Here is a 16,657-nt window from a genome sequence, read left to right on the forward strand (position 1 = left end):
GCTGTGCCGGTTGACAATTCCCTGCTGCCAGGCATACACGGCCACCTGGGTGCGGTCTGCCAGGTGTAATTTGCTGAGGATATTGCTTACATGGCCCTTCACTGTATTTTCACTGATGACAAGCTTCTCGGCGATCTGGCTGTTGGTAAGCCCGTTTGCGATCAGCTTTAATACATCAGTCTCACGGTCAGTCAACTCCGTAAAAAGCGGCTGCTCCTCGCTGTTCTCGTTGCGAATGTTTTGCAAAACACGAGCAGCCACTCGCGGATGCAGAGTCACTTCACCTTGTACGGCGCGGTGCAGCACATCCACCAGTTTTTCCATTTTCATATCTTTTAGAATATATGAAATTGCGCCTGCTTTCAGCGCGGGAAAAATATGTACATCCTCATGATAGGAGGTAAGCACCACCACCTGCGAACGCGGGCTGACTTGCTTTACACGGCGCGTGGTTTCGATGCCGTCCATGCCTGGCATGATCAAATCCAGCAAGACAATGTCTGGGATCAATTCAGCGACCAGGCTCAGAGTCTCCTCGCCTGATGATGCCTCCCCAACCACTTGAAAATCTGGGATCGTTTCGAGGTATGAACGTATCCCATTGCGAACTACTTCGTGATCATCTGCGATCAGTATGCTTGTACGATGATGCTTCATAATTTGATTCTCCTGCATTAACCTTTGAGGGGTATTTGTACGATCAAGCGCGTTCCCTGCCCGGGCGCGCTTTGTATTTGAACGGTTCCGCGAATACTGCTGATGCGCTCACGCATGGAGCGGAAGCCCATGCCTTTTGCTTTTTGATTTATGTCGAACCCGTGGCCGTCATCCGCGATCACGACCTGTAATGAATCAGTATTATAAGCCAGAGAGATGTCTACCCGTTTGGCCCGGCTGTGACGTGAGACATTGGCAAGCCCCTCTTGTATGAAACGATAAACAGCCTGCTCGATATCAAGCGGAAGTTTACGTTCTTTCTGGACCGTGAGGCTGACCGTTGCGTCGTTGCGATTTTCCCACTCGAAGATATATTCTCTCAGCGTGGTGGGCAGTCCTTTTTCCTGTAACGCAATTGGATATATCTCCTGGATCAGGAAGGTCAGCTCCTGTATAACTTCATATACGAGAGTCTCTGCTTCGGTGAGATGTGGTTTCACCTCTTCTGGTTTGGTTGAGATGATGCCGTTGGCTGTTCCCAACTGTGCCAGCGCCGCAAAAGCCTTTTGTTTGGCACTATCATGCAGGTCACGGGCGAGGCGGTTGCGTTCCTCCATCACGGCCAGATCCTTGGTCTGTTCAAAGAGTTCCATGTTTGCAATCGCCAGGGAAGCGCGGTTTACCAACGCGGTAAACAAGCGGATCGAATCTTCGTGGAGTGCATTGGGGCGGGTATAGGCCACATTGAAGATTGCAACTACTTTTCCATCCACCACAATCGGAAAGTGAGCATAAGATTGGATGCCTTCGTTGCGCATGACGGTTTGCAGGTCGCCGCGCAGAGTACCTAATTTTAAGTCAGAAATGATGACAGGTTCACCAGTTTTCATGGCGATGCCCACCATCCCCTCGCCATCCTCAAAATTAAGCGCATACAAAGTATCCTGCCGAAAGCCCTGGCTGACTCGCGGTAATATTTTTTTCTTTTCCTCATTCCATACAAAGACCACGCTTCGGTCCGCTTTGAGCATGGAGACGGAAACGTCCACCAGTGTTTGAAAGACCTGGATCAAGGTCACATTTCGTATGATCTGTTCATCTGCCTGATACAAGGCTTCGATATCGCGCGTGCGTTTTTCAAGGTCTGATGTGCGTCTTTGCACGAGATTTTCAAGCTGACGGTTACGGTGTTCAATACTTTTGACTCGCCAGCGATACCCAGCCGCGATGGCACTGCCAAGCAGGAATATCGAGAGCCCGCGGAACCACCAGGTTTGCCAGAGCGGCGGGACGACATTGATCTTTATCGCATGGCCTTTTTCATTCCACACACCATCACTGTTTGAGCCACGTAATTTCAACGTATAAGTACCGCCAGGCAGATTGGTATAACGACTGTTGTGTTTTGTACCAATATTGTTCCAACTGCTGTCAAAGTTTTCCAGCATGTACGCATATTGATTCTTGTTGGGCTGGCTGTAGGAAAGCGCGGCAAACTCGAATTCAAACGAATTATTCGGCCATTGCAGTGTCAGCTCTTCCAGAGCTTCCACCCGCACCCTGGTCGGTATTGGGTCGCCGTTCTGTGTCAGCGAGGTTAACACGATGGGAGGAATGTAGGTATCGGTTGAAATGGTGAGCGGATCGAATAAATTTATTCCATTGATGCCGCCAAAATACATTTCACCATAAGGTGTAACGGCGTTAGCATTGGAGTTAAATTCGTTACTTTGCAGGCCGTCACTGACGGTGTAGTTGCGGAATTCGTTTGTAAAAGGATTGAAGCGTGACAATCCATAATTGGTACTCAGCCATAAATTATTCTCGTGGTCTTCGAGAATGCCGTTTATAACATTATTAGGCAGGCCATCCTTCTCGGTGAAAGATGTAAACGAGTCGGTCATAAAGTCGTAGCGGCTTAAACCGCCGCCAGCCGTGCCGATCCATAAGGTGCCGCTCTTGCTTTCATAGATGGAAAGAATCGAATCGTTGCTGATGCTTTTTAGGTCGCCGCGGCGGTTTTGGTAGCGGGTGAAATTTTCAGCCTCAACCTCCAGGCGATTCAAGCCGCCATCCATGGTGCCGATCCACAAATCACCTTGCAGGTCTTCTTCAATCGCAACAACATGTGAGTCACTTAGACTATCGGGATTTATGGAGCTGGACTGATAATTGGTAAAGGTTTCTGTGGTTGTGTCAAATTTATCGAGTCCGCCGCTCGTTCCAAGCCAGAGATTTCCTTTACGGTCTTCGTAAATGGTGTAAACGGGCAACCCAGACAGGCTGGCGTTCTCTTCATTTGGGAAAAAATGTTTTGCGATGCCTGTGTCGGGGTCGAATAAATTCAAAGCATTTTCGGTGCCAACCCAAAGATTCCCATGACGGTCTACAAGAATGGAATAGATCTGGTCGCTGCTCAAGCTTTGAGGGTCCGATGGATCATGGTGGTATTGTTTGAATTCACCGGAGGATGGGGTGAAGCGATTTAATCCGCTATCCAAAGTGCCGATCCATACGGTGCTGTTTGGCTCCACAAAAATGGCTGAGATCAAATTTCCGCTTAAGCTGGTTGGGTTGGATGGGTCGCCGCGATAGTACGCAAATTCATCCTGCCTGCGGTTGTATTTGTTCAAGCCGCCGCCGTTCGTGCCGATCCACATCACATTGCCGCGATCTTCAAATATGGAAAGGATAAGATTATTGCTGACACTATTCGGGTTGGCAGCTTCATGGCGGTAGTGGATGAATTGGTCAAGCTCCGCGTTGTAAATATCCAATCCATTATTGGTGGCGATCCATAAGACGCCATTGTGGTCAATAAACAAGTGCGTAAGGTTGTTGCTTGAAATAGTTGTGGGATCACTGGCGATTTGCTTATACCGCGCAAAGGTTTGAGTATTGGCCTTGAAGCGGTTCAATCCATTTTGGGTGGCGATCCACAGGCTTCCGTTCAGGTCTTCCTTGATGGCTGTAATGTTGTTGTCACTCAGGCTGTTTGGGTTTTTGCTTGTAACAAACGCCTTGACCGAGTTGGTAGTTTCATTGAACTGATATAAGCCATTATCGCTGATTCCGAACCAGAGCAGGCCAGTTGAATCCTGATAGATGGCGGTGACAGGATTTTTCAACCCATCTTCGTTCCCAAGAAAATGGATAAAGGTTTCATTGGCAGGGTTATAGCGGTCCAGGTCTGAGTCTGTGCCAACCCATAGTGTTTTTGAACTATCGACAAAGAGCGTGTTGACGCGGTTATCGCTCAGGGAAGTTTCGTCGGTGGAATCATGCTTGAAAACAGTGAACAGGCCCGAGCGCGGATCGAAGCGATTGAGTCCGCCTTGACGAGTCCCAATCCATATATATCCTTCCCGATCTTCCACGATGGATGTGATCCAGCGGTTGCTGAGGCTGTTGTCGTTTTCCGCTTCAGGCTTGTAGACTTTGAAACTGTATCCGTCATATCGGTTTAATCCATCCTCTGTGCCGATCCATAGAAACCCTTTGCTGTCTTGAAAAATAACATTTACCACACTCTGCGAGAGACCCTGTTCGAGGCTGATATGTTCAAAGCGAATGGAGCGGTTGAAGTTGGGGGTGGAGACGGGTGCAATGGTGTCACTGGGCGCGGGAATTACAGGCGCGGCAGGCGTGTTTGGAGGTGTGCTGCCAGCACAAGCAGCGAGAAAATATGCTAACAGAATTAGGATTAAATTTCGAAACTGACGGTTCATGCCCGTTAAGTATAGTGCAAGTTAGCCAGGCTTTGCCAAATCTGTGCGAAAAATTTCCCCCTCTGCGGAGGGGTTTTTTATTCAAAAGAGGACGGTTGATTTTTGAGTTAATGGATGGCTGAGAACCATTCAATTAGATGGAGAAAGACAGCTTTGCAGACGCATGACACTTTTGCTTATGGTCTGTATGATGGTGCTACGAACATGCGGAATGAATTTCTCCTCCCAAGAATTAAGCCGCGTTTGTATGCTGAGGCGGAATGTCGGTCTCTTATGAACTGACTTTCCGCCTCCCCCTTTATCAATATCAATAATGGATCGCAAGGAGGTGCTTGATTATCAATGCCCAAATACGCTTCTTGATTTTATTTGATTTCAAAAGGAGATAAGAGAATGAAACAAAATAAACTTTACGCTGTACTAAGCCTGCTGGTCGTGCTGGGCATGATCTTGGCGGCTTGTGCGCCCGCCACGCCTGCGGCCACAGAAGAGCCTGCCCAGACCGAAGCCCCATCGGCCACTGAAGCTCCGGGGGCAACGGAAGAACCTGCTGCTTCCACTGAGCGCCACGGCGGCTGGCTGGATGAGATCGATGTCTCTGTCGTCGCCGCTGACTCTGCAATCTCGCAACTACAAGCTGGCACGATTGATTTCTTTTCGTTTAACCTGGCTTCGGATGTGTACCCCACCATCAAGGAATCAGGCCTTTCAAGCACCCAGTCTCTTGGTGGTTATTATGGCATCAGCCTCAACCCTGCCGTCTTCACGGATACGAGCGTTTTGAATCCGTTTTCGAACCGCAAGATTCGTGAAGCATTGAATTGGTTGATTGACCGCAACTATATTAATCAGGAGATTTTTGCAGGCGGCTCGCTGCCTAAACTGCTGCCTGTCACCACCCAACTGGTTGAGTATACCAACCTGATAGATACCGCCCGCGCGTTGGAATCCAAATATGCCTATGATCTCGAAAAGGCGAAGGAAGTCATCGATGCGGAAATGCCAGGCATGGGCGCAGAACTTGGCGCAGATGGCAAGTGGCAATTTAACGGCGCCCCCGTTTCCTTAACCTTCCTGATCCGCTCTGACGGTGATGGTACACGTCAGCCAATTGGCGACTATGTATCCAACCAATTGGAAAGCATTGGCTTCACGGTTGACCGTCAGTATAAGACCTCCTCTGAAGCCTTCCCGATCTGGTTGGGAACCACCGCCGCTGATGGGCAGTGGCATATGTACACTGCTGGATATATTTCTTCCGGTCTTGGTTCGTTGCGTGATGAGAGCGGAAATATTCAGCAAAGTTATTTGAACACAAGTATTCAAGCCGGTGAACCTTACATCTCGAATGTATCGGACCCTGAGTTCCAACAACTTGGCGATGACCTGGCGCAGGGGAATTACTCCTCCAGGGAAGAGCGCGATGCGATGATGGCAAGAGCGCTTGAACTTTCGCTCGAAGATTCTCTCTTTGTGTGGGTGATCGATCAGCAGGTGTACGCTCCGTACAACAATAATGTTCAGGTATCTTACGATCTTGCGACTGGGCCTGAATCCACGAATGTGGGCCCATATAACCTGCGCTTTGTGGGGCAGGAGGGCGGCACCATGAAGGTCGGCACGAACGATCTCTTCACCCAGCCGTGGAATAGCATTGGCGGAAGCAACTGGGTCTGGGACGCGGGAGTGATGCGCGCCACAACCATGGGCACTTCCAATCGCGGCGGTGGCGGCGGCTTGATGGCTGACCCGTATACAGGGCTGGCCTACCCCCAGCGTATTGCGAGCGCTGAATTAACTTATAAAGAAGGCTTGCCCATCGTTCAGAATCTGGATTGGCTGACCGTAAACGCAGTGCCGCAAATTGATGTCCCTGAAGATGCATGGGTTGATTGGGATGCAACGGAACAACGCTTCGTCACCGCTGCGGAAAAATACCCGGATGGTCTGACCGCTAATGTCAAGAGTGTTGTGATCTATCCCTCTGACTTGTACGAGACCGTTAAATGGCATGATGGCAGCCCCATATCGGCTGGTGATTTCGTCATGACCATGATTCAGGGCTTTGACCCCGGCAAACCAGAGAGCCCCATTTATGATGAATCTCTGGCCTTGAGCATCGACGCCGGCCTGGTAGCTTTCAAAGGGTACCGAATCACCTCCACCGATCCGCTGACCATTGAAGCCTATACAGATGCCTACGTTTCAGATGCAGAACTAAACATTACACCCTTATGGCCGCAATCTCCCTTCGGCCTCTCTGGTGAGAATGGTTGGCCGATCCTCGCGATTTCCAATTTAGCCGAAGCGGCTGGCGAACTCGCTTACACACAAGATAAGGCTGATAACGCTGAGATCGAAAACACCAGTTGGGTTGGCGGACCAAGCCTCGAGATCCTTGTTAAATATTTGGATCAAGCCGCGAGCGAATCTTATATCCCCTATGAGCCGACACTTGGTGAATTCATCACCCAGGAAGAAGTAGACCTGCGCTATGCTAACTTAAAGCAATGGTATGAAGATCATGGTCATTTCTGGGTGGGGACTGGGCCTTACTATCTCGATCAAGTTTTCACCACCGAGAAATCCCTGGTGCTGAAGAATAACGAGGACTTCGTTGACCTTGCTGACCGTTGGGCCGAATTCAGCGAACCAAAGATTGCGACCACAGTTCTCGATGGGCCCGGGCAGGTAAAGGCGGGTGATGAAGCGGTCTTTGATGTGACTGTATCCTTCAAGGATGAGCCTTATCTGCAATCCGATGTTCGAGCGGTGAAATACATCCTGTACGATGCCACAGGCGCTGTTGTAACTGTTGGTGACGCCACAACCATCGCCGATGGACAGTATGAGGTAACTCTCGACCCCAGCGTAACCTCAAAATTGCCAACAGGCTCGGCCAGAATTGAAGTTGCAGTTGTGCCTATCCCCGTGGCTATTCCATCGTTCACATCACTGGATTTCGTAGCCGTTCCATAAAGTAAGCTCGAGTAATAACAAGGCAGGGGTGGGTTTCTACTTCCTACCCCTGCCTCCAGAGTGTCTCCCTGAGCGGAGCGAAGGGTCTCTGCGACCGAAGTAGAGACTCTTCGCTCCCTCAGAGCGACACGGTATTTTAGATAACCGTAGATTGTGAGGAAGTCATGGCAGTAGTTACCAACACACTGACAGAGAATGTAGTTGTGAAAAAATCAATACACAACAGCACCTTTATGCGCGTATCGCGCTATGCTACCGTGCGGTTATTTACTTTATTTGTCACAGTTGTGATCGGTATTTATTTAACCATCATGATAGCCAACATGGGCGGGTTCGTAGACCAGATCATAAAAGGTGAGATCAGAGACCACGTTACACAATCTTTTATGGCGGATGCAGCCTACAGACAAATGGACCCTGAAGTGCGTAAAAATTTGATGCAGGAACAGATTGCCCAGGAAGAGGAACGGCGCGGCCTGAATACACCGATTGCCATCCGTAATTTCAAATATCTATCCAACGCGTTGACTTTGAATTTAGGCCGCGCGATCAACCTCACAAGCGATAGCGGCTCCAAACAGGTGCGCCTCATCATCCTTGAAAGGCTGCCCGCCACTTTGTTATTAATGGGCACGTCGCAGTTATTCCTTTTCTTTTCAAGCATATTCATTGCGCTTTCGCTTTCACGTTCCTATGGAAGTTTTTGGGATAAGCTGGTGATTGCGCTTTCCCCCACATCGGCTGTACCGCCCTGGTTCTATGGCATCTTCCTCATCCTGATCTTTGCGGCAGCATTAAAGATACTTCCCTTCGGTGGCATGGTGGATTCCCCTCCCCCCGCAAATACATTTGATTACGCGGTCAGCGTATTGACTCATTTGATCTTGCCGGGCGTTTCGCTTGTGCTGAGTTCATTTTTCATCAGCGTTTACAACTATCGCACTTTTTTCCTGATCTACTCGAGCGAAGATTATGTGGATATGGCCAAGGCAAAGGGCCTGCCGGCCAGCAGTATCGAGCGGACATACATTCTGCGCCCCACCCTGCCGAATATCATTACAAATTTTTCCCTGCTCATCATTGGCTTGTGGACAGGCGCTCTATTCACAGAAACAGTTTTTCTATGGCCCGGGCTGGGCAGAACGCTTTTCCAAGCCATCGGCCAATATGACATCCCCATCATCGTTGGCTCGACCATCATTTACGCATACCTGCTGGCCCTCACCGTCTTCCTGCTTGATTTTGTTTACGTGCTGGTTGACCCGAGAGTAAAAATAGGCAACTAAATCCATGAATACTTCGCGGAATTCATTTCAGAAACTACTTCAATATCCCTCGGCAATTGCGGGTTTGTTTGTGGTGCTTGTGCTGGTGACTGTTGCCGCATATACGATGATCACCATTCCCTATGCCGAAGCCATACGACTGTGGCGTGGTGGGGAGGATGTGTGGTATCAGAACCCCAGATTTGCCTCGCCCGCCTGGGTCAATTATTTTTCCAGCAAAAAGTACTCCGAATCTTTTGCAGTGAGCACGGTCGATGGAAAGATCGTAAAAAAAGTGACACCAGGCAACGGTGGCACTTCTACGGTTGAAATGACCTATCCATTTGATTTTTCCTATGATGAATATCCACAGGAGATGCTTTTTTATTTCACATCCACCTTTGATGAAAAGCAGCCCTTTGTTTCGATCGAGTTATTGACACCGGATGATAGAAAGATCAGGATTGCCAATTTTGCCATTGGAAAAGAATTCACGTACCGCTTCTCTCAGGACGAGAAACTGCGTGCCAAACTACGGGCAGAGGATGTCATCCCGGCCTTGTTCACCCTGCCCGATAGTAATGCTCCGTTAAAAGGTATCTATCAAATCTTAATCACCGGCGCCACCTTCGAACCCGATTCAGATATCAATATGGAATTTGTCCTTCATGGGCAGGTCTTTGGCCTGGCTGGCACAGATCATTCGCGCCGTGACCTGACACTGCCTTTATTATGGGGTGTACCCATAGCCCTGGCCTTTGGTTTAATCGCTTCCGTAGGCACATCCATCCTTACCATGATCATCGCTGCAATTGGAGCATGGTACGCAGGCTGGGTGGATGAATTGATTCAGCGTATTACAGAGATCAATCTCGTCCTGCCCTTCCTTGCCATCTTGATCATGATTGGCACGTTTTACTCCCGCAGCATCTGGGTGATTCTCGGTGCAACGATTCTGTTGAATATATTTACCGGGGCCATCAAAGGATATCGCGCTATTTTTATGCAGGTGAAAGAATCCATGTATATTGAGGCCGCGCGGGCCTACGGTGCAAGTAGTCCGCGCATTATCTTCCTTTACCTGATCCCACGCATGATCCCATTACTAATTCCAAGCCTGGTTCAGTCGATTCCAGCCTTCGTTTTCCTCGAGGCCTCGCTGGCTGTGATCGGTTTGGGTGACCCCGTCCTGCCCACCTGGGGCAAGATCATTCAGGATGCCAACTCCAACGGCGCGCTTTATAAAGGCTATTACTACTGGGTATTGGAACCCGCTGTCTTATTGATGATCACCGGGCTGGGCTTTGCAGTCCTTGGGTTTGCATTGGATCGCATCTTTAATCCGAGATTGAGGAACGTATGACGATACTATCGGAGAAACTGCTTAATATCGAAAATCTGGTTCTGCATTTCAAGACATCCAACGGCTCAGTGCAGGCAGTGGATGGCGTGGACTTTGAATTGGGAACAAACCGCGCTGTGGTGATTCTGGGCGAATCGGGTTGTGGAAAAACATCACTTTCAAAAGCCTTGCTGCGCCTGCTCCCACGCAACGTGGATAAATACTCAGGTAAGGTATTTCTGCAAGGCCGGGATGTGATGACTCTCAACGACGAGGAATATCGCCAGAATGTGCGCTGGGTTGGGATGTCGCTTGTACCGCAGGCTGCCATGAATGCTCTCAACCCCGTTCTCAAGGTAGGTGACCAGGTTGCCGAGCCTGCTATGATCCATTTGGGGTTGAGCAAAGTACAGGCCTTTGGCTTGGTCTATAAAATGTTCCAGCATGTGGGCGTCCCTGCTGATTTTGTGGAACGCTATCCGTTTGAGTTGAGCGGCGGGATGCGTCAACGTGTGGCGTTGGCAATGGCCCTCGTGACCTCGCCCAGCCTCATCGTCCTGGATGAACCGACCTCAGCTTTGGATCTGCTGACGCAGGCGAACATCATGAACGTGCTCAAACGCATCAAGCATGAACTGGGCACATCTTTCATCTTGATCACGCACGATATTGCCACCTCCAGCGAATTGGCGGACGAAGTTGCCATCATGTATGCGGGTCAAATCGTGGAGACGGGCGATGCAAAAGATTTCTTTCCCGCGCCTCTGCATCCGTATTCGCAAATGCTCATGTCAAGCGTGCCACGCCTGCGGAGCGAATCAGACCCGATGTTCATTACGGGCCAGCCGCCAAGTTTAATGAACCCGCCAAAAGGATGTCGTTTTGCGGCGCGTTGTCCCTTCCGTTTTGAGAAGTGCAGCGAAGAACCACCTGTATTCCAAAAAGGCAAACGCAAAGTCAAATGCTGGCTGCATCAATAAAAACACAAAAGGAATCACCATGCCCTCTGAAGCTCTCTACGATGTACTTTACCTTTTCAAGGATATTCACAAAGTTGTTCTCGAGTTTGCCGAGGGTCTTGATGAAGACCAACTGCACTGGAGGCCGCGAGGCTACAGCACCTCGATTGGATTTCATCTCTGGCACTTGGCGCGCGAATCTGATTTTCTAAAAGCTGTTATTTTGGAACGCACGCCTCAACTTGGTGAGGAGTTCGGTGAGCCGCAAGAGATTTGGGTGATGGAGGCCCTGGCGAAAAAGTGGGGCTTTCCCACCGAATTGAACGTTACGGTTGGCACAGGTTTGAGTGATGAAGTGGCTGCGACCCTACCCATTCCGCCGAAACACGAATTGATTAATTATCTGAAACGTTCTTATCTGGCACTGGAGACTTTTATCGAACTATTGGATGAGCGCTATTCCACCTATGCGGGGGTGGATGAAGATCTGGTAAAGAAGCTGCAGAATATTCGCCTGAACCTGCTTGTCTTTCTTTCACATGATTGCCGCCACCTCGGCATGATGGAATGTTTGAAGGGCCTGCAAACAGGCTTTGGCTCTGCAACCGAGCAAAGAAAGAATGGATGATTATGAACACAGATATGATCACAGAACTCAGAAAGGTAAATAACATGGCAGTTGAAATCGATGAACCCCGGGAGACCCTGCTGTCCATTCGTGATCTGCATGTGTGGTATGAGCTGCGCCGATTCGGTTTTGGGCACGCGGGGTATGTCAAAGCGGTGGATGGAATCAGCTTTGACTTAACAGAGGGGGAAACGGTGGCGGTTGTCGGTGAGAGTGGATGCGGCAAATCGAGCCTGATGAAAACCATTCTTGGGCTCAACATCCCGACCAGTGGTGATGTTGTCTTTGATGGGAAAAATCTTAAACATTTAAAACGTCATGAGTTGCGTGATTATCGTTTTGAAGTGGGGTACGTTCAACAAGACCCCTATGGCGCTTTGCCGCCGTTCATGACGATACAGCAGGTTCTGGAAGAACCGCTCATCATCAGTGGTGTGAAAAATAAGATTGAGCGGCTCGAACGGATCCGCAAAGCGATGGATGAAGTAAAGCTTCACCCTGCTGATGATTTCCTGCAAAAATTCCCGCACATGTTGAGCGGCGGCCAGCAGCAACGTGTGGTGATCGCGCGCGCCATGATCCTTGAACCAAAATTAATTGTTGCCGATGAGCCAGTTTCCATGCTGGATGCTTCTGTACGAGTTGAAATTCTTAAACTCCTGAAGGCGCTGCAGGAAAAACATCACCTTTCGGTGATCTATATTACGCACGATCTTTCCACAGTTAAATATTTTTCCGCTCGCATTTTCGTGATGTATGCAGGCAATCTGATCGAAAAGGCGGCAACCCGCAGGCTGCTTGAGAATCCATTGCACCCTTACACCCTTGCTTTGCTTTCTGCCACATCAGACCCCGATGCGCGTAACGCCGATACTTTCAAGGAAGTGCCGCCTGGCGAGCCGCCGAGTTTGGCGAACCCTCCAAAAGGATGTCGTTTTCATCCGCGATGCGCGAGGGCTATTGCTGGTTTGTGCGATGAAAAATTTCCGCCAGACTTTGAACCTGAGCCTGAACATTTCGTTGCCTGCTGGCTTTATCAACCAAAATGAAATCTCCACGCCTCCTCCTCACCCTTGGCCTGCTCATGATGCTGACAGGCATTGTCCTCCCCTTTTTAATGGTGATTAAAATTCTTGAATCCACGTTCTTCATGAACTTTTTTGCGTGGGGACTTTCCTCGCTGGGATTGGCGCTAGGAATGGTCGGCTTTGCGTTAACAAGATGGACGGGTAAATAAATAACAGCCTCAAATGCGAAGCTGTTATTTGTTTTGTAGGTCAGGCTTGCAGCCTGACTCTCTCTGGGCAGAAATTGGCAGGTTACAAACCTGCCCTATTAACACATATGCAAAATTTACTTCGCATCCAGCGCTCGGAAGCGGTGGATAAAATATAACGCCAACCCAAACAGGACGATGGCATTAGCCTGGTGGATCAATGCGATTGTGATGTTGACGTAAGATAGAATGGTCAACACGCCAAGTGTGATCTGCAGGGCAACTATGCCGATCAGCCATTTGAGTCCGTTTTGGATATCAGCGGGGTAGTTTTGCTTTTTGACAATGTAATACACCACAGGGACGAGAATGATCCCAAGCCAGCCAAACCAGCGGTGAATGAATACGATAGTCTGCGGAGATTTAAAGATGTTGACCCATGAAGCGAACAGGTTGGGAGGAATTAACTTTCCTAGCATCAGCGGCCATGTATCTGAAACGTGACCAGCTTTGAGACCCGCGGTGAAACCACCATAAGAGATTTGGATGATGAGAATAATGAATGCAGCAACAGATAGTTTGGAGGGCAGAGACCATTTTGCTTTTTTGGCTGGGTCGGGAAAGCCATATTTATGACCAAAGGCAACCCATAACGCCAGCCCAAACAGTGTGAGAGCCAGGAGCAAATGGATGGTCAGGTTGAAATGACTCACAGACGGGCGGTCTTCAAGGCCGCTGGCTACCATGATCCAGCCTGCGAAAGCCTGGGAGATAAACAGCATTCCCATCACAAAATAGATGCCGAACTCTCTGAACGGGATCGTTTTCTTGAATAGGAAATAGAACACAGGAATGGCGTAGAGCAGACCTGCAAGGCGGGCAACGATGCGATGGATCCATTCCATGTAGAAGATGAATTGATATTCTCCAAGCGTCATACCCGTGTTGATCTTAATGTATTCAGGTGTTTCCTGATATTTGGCAAATTCATCCTGCCAGGCTTGCTGACCAATAGGGGGCATCACACCGCTGATCGGATTCCATTCAACAATGGAAAGACCCGAGCGGGTCAGGCGGACAAATCCCCCGAAGATAACCAGGAAGGCTACTACAAAACTAAAAACGTATAACCATTTCATGACAGCATTGCTTTGGGTTCTTGGCACTTTGTTTCTCCAATATTGAAATCTCAACAAGCTCGGCTTGCAAATCGCTGAGATTATAGCACGCAGGATTTGTGCACCGTTAAAACTTTTGTCATAAGAATGGGTGGTAATTTGTCGTGAAGAAAATGCTATTCGGAACGGAATCAATTCCCAGATTAAGCGCGAAGCGTGGGAAATAAAATGCCCATCGTTGTGATGGGCATCCTGTTTTGTTTTTACATATCTCGCATTTGTTTGAGCAGTTGTCGGTAATCCTCTGCATTCGGAGGGTTCATCAATACGATCTGGTTGATCACATCCATGGCGCCCTGCTTGTCACCGCTTTGCATGAGGGTTTCGCCAAGCACATCGAGCAGGGTGATCGCTTCGTCCATGCGGCCTGAGCGGTGGAGTTGCGCGGCAAGCGTGCGCTTCAGCAGGGGCTGGTCGTCATGTTCTTTGACAAGTTCTTGTAGGAAGGTAATTGCCAATTCGTTCTTGTGCTGGCTCTCTAAGTGGTTGATGTAGTTTTCAAGCTCGCTCAGGGCTTTATCCGGTTGTGCCATGCGCAGGTTAAGTTCGATCAACTGCTTACGCGTCGAATCGTCGTCAGGGTCGAGGGTGCGGATTTGTTCATAGACGCGCAGGGCTTGTTTCCAATCCAGGCGCTGCAGGTCAATATCTGCCATGCGTCGCAAAATGTGTGTATTCCAATCGCGGCTGGCGTTGCCTTGTTGCACCATGCGCAATGCGGCAGTGTAAGTCTTGCGCGCCATATCCAATTCGGCCAGGCGATAGTAGATAGCGCCCAGTTCGAGGTATTCATGGATGGCATCATCTGTTTGCCCGCGCGCCACCAGTTGATCGATGAGCCGGGTGCGGGAGTTGAGATCCATGGGCGAGAGTTGGATGACTCGGCGCAATAATTTTGTGGCTTGTAACACTTCGCCGCGCGCGCTATAGGATTGTGCGACCACGCTGAATTTTGAGATCGCATCGGCGGTGCGGCCTTCCTGAGCAAGCAAATCGCCCATCAGTGTGTGGAGCGGCAGGTATGTTGGCGCGTGTTGTACAGCATCGTAGGCTTCGTCCATTGCGGAACGTAGACTTCCCATACGCGCCAGTTGATTGATGCGATTCATTGATTCGAGAACTGAACTGGATTGAGCCTGGAGGATGACATCTGCCAACGGGGCAAGCATGTTGCCATCCTGTTTCGGCATCTGATCGCGCGTCTTGTGGAGTTGTTCACGCCAGTCCGGGCGCATGAGCAGACCGTTGATGTTTTCACATACTTTACGCAATTCTGTTTCATCGTCCTTGCTTTGATATGCCTCGATCAACGGTTCATATTGCTGGCGGATATCATCGGATGATTCAGCGGGGACAGTTAATGAATCGGCAACTTTTAGTGCTTCGAGATACTCCAATGTGGCATCGTGGAAGTTGGATTTTTTCACCAGCAGTTGGCCCAGTAATAAGCGGGTTCCAAGTGCATAGTCGTTATGTTTGACAGCGTTTTGTAAAAAGCGTTGTGCGCTTTCCAACCGTTCGCCTTTGAAGCGTAAAAGGCCAAGGTTGAAATATAAAGATGGATGTTTGAAGCCCGCTTCCAGCGCGCCTTCCATTTCCTCCGCGGCCTGAGTTTCCTTTCCTTTGCTTTGCGCATCGATGGCCTGCCCAAGATGCAGGATCACCTTGGTCTGCTCGGATTGCTGCATGGAAAGGTTGCCTGTGCCCTTCATGATCGCAGAAAGTCCCTTTCGCTCTTGCGCGGTGGGGCTTTCGTCGGAGTATTCGAAGAGTAACTCTGCCAGTTGAGTCAAAGCTTTTTGGCGCGCTTCAGATATCGGGTCCAGGCCTGAGGCGGTTTTTTGCGGTTCCTGTAATTGTTTTACCTGCGCCATGCGGATCGGCCCCGTCCCGCCTTTGCCGCGCATCGGTCTGGGGAGAAGTTGTCCTGTTTTGAGCAGAGTCTGTGCTTGTTTCACAGCCGGGTTGTCTGGCATAAGCGCCTGGGCTTTTTCCACCATCTCTTTTGATTTTTCGGCGTTGCCTGCGCGTTGGATGATGCTCGCAATTGCCAGGTATTCGGTGACGGCTTGTTGGGTATGCCCCAGCCGTTCATGCACTTGCGCCAGGCGTGAATGTGCAATGGCATGTTCGGGATTCAAATTTGTAACGCGCACCCAATTCTCAAGCGCCTTATCAGGATCACGCTGCTTTAAAAATAGATCACCCGCATGAAGTGCGGCATCGATTGCATTCTTTAGATTGCCAAGTCTTTCAGAAAGCTGCGCAACTTTTTCCACCGGCACCGGGTCATCGGGTGAGATCTTTGCCACGTTCATATAGATCTGCAAAGATTCTTCGACATTGCCAAGCTGATAAAGCGCAAGGCCAAGGCTGTTGAGCGCTTTGGGATGGTCGGGGAATTCCTGCAAGGCGCGTCGATAGGCACTGACAGCCTTGTCCCATTCCTGGTCCCAGGCGGCGGAGTGGCCTTCGTTCATTGCTTTTTGAAAGATGTCTTCTCGTCCGGGCATAATTGATATTCTACTTTCGCATTGGCGAGGATTTTAGATCGATAATGGAATTATAACCTTGTCCGCGAGAGAGACCCTAAGAAATTGTCTGAAAAGTAGGGACACAGCGAGTCAATTCAAGATTTTGGCCGTAAATCGTTTCGCTGTGCCCCTACAAATCCATATCTAAAGTTGAGATTTCAGACAGTCTCT

At 49.5% G+C, this 16,657-nt stretch carries 10 protein-coding genes; 6 read left to right on the plus strand and 4 right to left on the minus strand.

Going from position 1 to position 16,657, the window contains the following annotated elements:
- Window positions 1-657, minus strand: a 657-nt coding sequence (locus AC14M5_RS10590) for a response regulator (RefSeq protein ID WP_484029631.1), incomplete at its 3' end; no start/stop codon positions are given.
- Window positions 658-674: 17 nt separating this feature from the next.
- On the minus strand, window positions 675-4,385 hold the full coding sequence (locus tag AC14M5_RS10595) for a sensor histidine kinase (RefSeq protein WP_484029632.1): 3,711 nt from the start codon (window positions 4,383-4,385) through the stop codon (window positions 675-677).
- A 393-nt stretch (window positions 4,386-4,778) separates the two neighbouring features.
- Here AC14M5_RS10595 and AC14M5_RS10600 point away from each other — a divergent pair, with 393 nt between their 5' ends.
- The 6 genes from AC14M5_RS10600 to AC14M5_RS10625 all read left to right on the plus strand — a co-directional run bounded on the left by AC14M5_RS10600 (window position 4,779) and on the right by AC14M5_RS10625 (window position 12,607).
- The gene (locus AC14M5_RS10600) at window positions 4,779-7,364 is read left to right on the plus strand and encodes an ABC transporter substrate-binding protein (protein ID WP_484029633.1); all 2,586 of its coding nucleotides are present in this window, start codon (window positions 4,779-4,781) and stop codon (window positions 7,362-7,364) included.
- A 164-nt stretch (window positions 7,365-7,528) separates the two neighbouring features.
- Window positions 7,529-8,650 (plus strand): ABC transporter permease, encoded by a 1,122-nt coding sequence (locus AC14M5_RS10605; RefSeq protein ID WP_484029634.1) that lies wholly within the window; start codon window positions 7,529-7,531, stop codon window positions 8,648-8,650.
- A gap of 4 nt (window positions 8,651-8,654) precedes the next feature.
- The gene (locus AC14M5_RS10610) at window positions 8,655-9,992 is read left to right on the plus strand and encodes an ABC transporter permease (RefSeq protein WP_484029635.1); all 1,338 of its coding nucleotides are present in this window, start codon (window positions 8,655-8,657) and stop codon (window positions 9,990-9,992) included.
- Complete coding sequence (locus AC14M5_RS10615) at window positions 9,989-10,951, plus strand: ABC transporter ATP-binding protein (RefSeq protein WP_484029636.1); 963 nt, start codon at window positions 9,989-9,991, stop codon at window positions 10,949-10,951. The genes AC14M5_RS10610 and AC14M5_RS10615 overlap by 4 nt, the downstream gene beginning before the upstream one ends.
- Before the next feature lie 19 nt (window positions 10,952-10,970).
- Window positions 10,971-11,558, plus strand: a complete 588-nt coding sequence (locus tag AC14M5_RS10620; protein ID WP_484029637.1) for a DinB family protein — start codon at window positions 10,971-10,973, stop codon at window positions 11,556-11,558.
- 44 nt (window positions 11,559-11,602) lie between these two features.
- Window positions 11,603-12,607 carry an ABC transporter ATP-binding protein gene (locus AC14M5_RS10625; RefSeq protein ID WP_484029638.1) on the plus strand — a complete coding sequence of 335 codons (1,005 nt, stop codon included), beginning with the start codon at window positions 11,603-11,605 and terminating at the stop codon, window positions 12,605-12,607.
- A 304-nt stretch (window positions 12,608-12,911) separates the two neighbouring features.
- Here AC14M5_RS10625 and AC14M5_RS10630 read toward each other — a convergent pair whose 3' ends face one another.
- Window positions 12,912-13,940, minus strand: a complete 1,029-nt coding sequence (locus tag AC14M5_RS10630; protein ID WP_484029639.1) for a COX15/CtaA family protein — start codon at window positions 13,938-13,940, stop codon at window positions 12,912-12,914.
- A gap of 215 nt (window positions 13,941-14,155) precedes the next feature.
- Entirely contained in the window at window positions 14,156-16,465 is a 2,310-nt protein-coding gene (locus AC14M5_RS10635; RefSeq protein ID WP_484029640.1) for a tetratricopeptide repeat protein, read from the minus strand.
- Window positions 16,466-16,657 lie beyond the last annotated feature (192 nt).

The organism is Candidatus Villigracilis sp. (genome assembly GCF_057083605.1).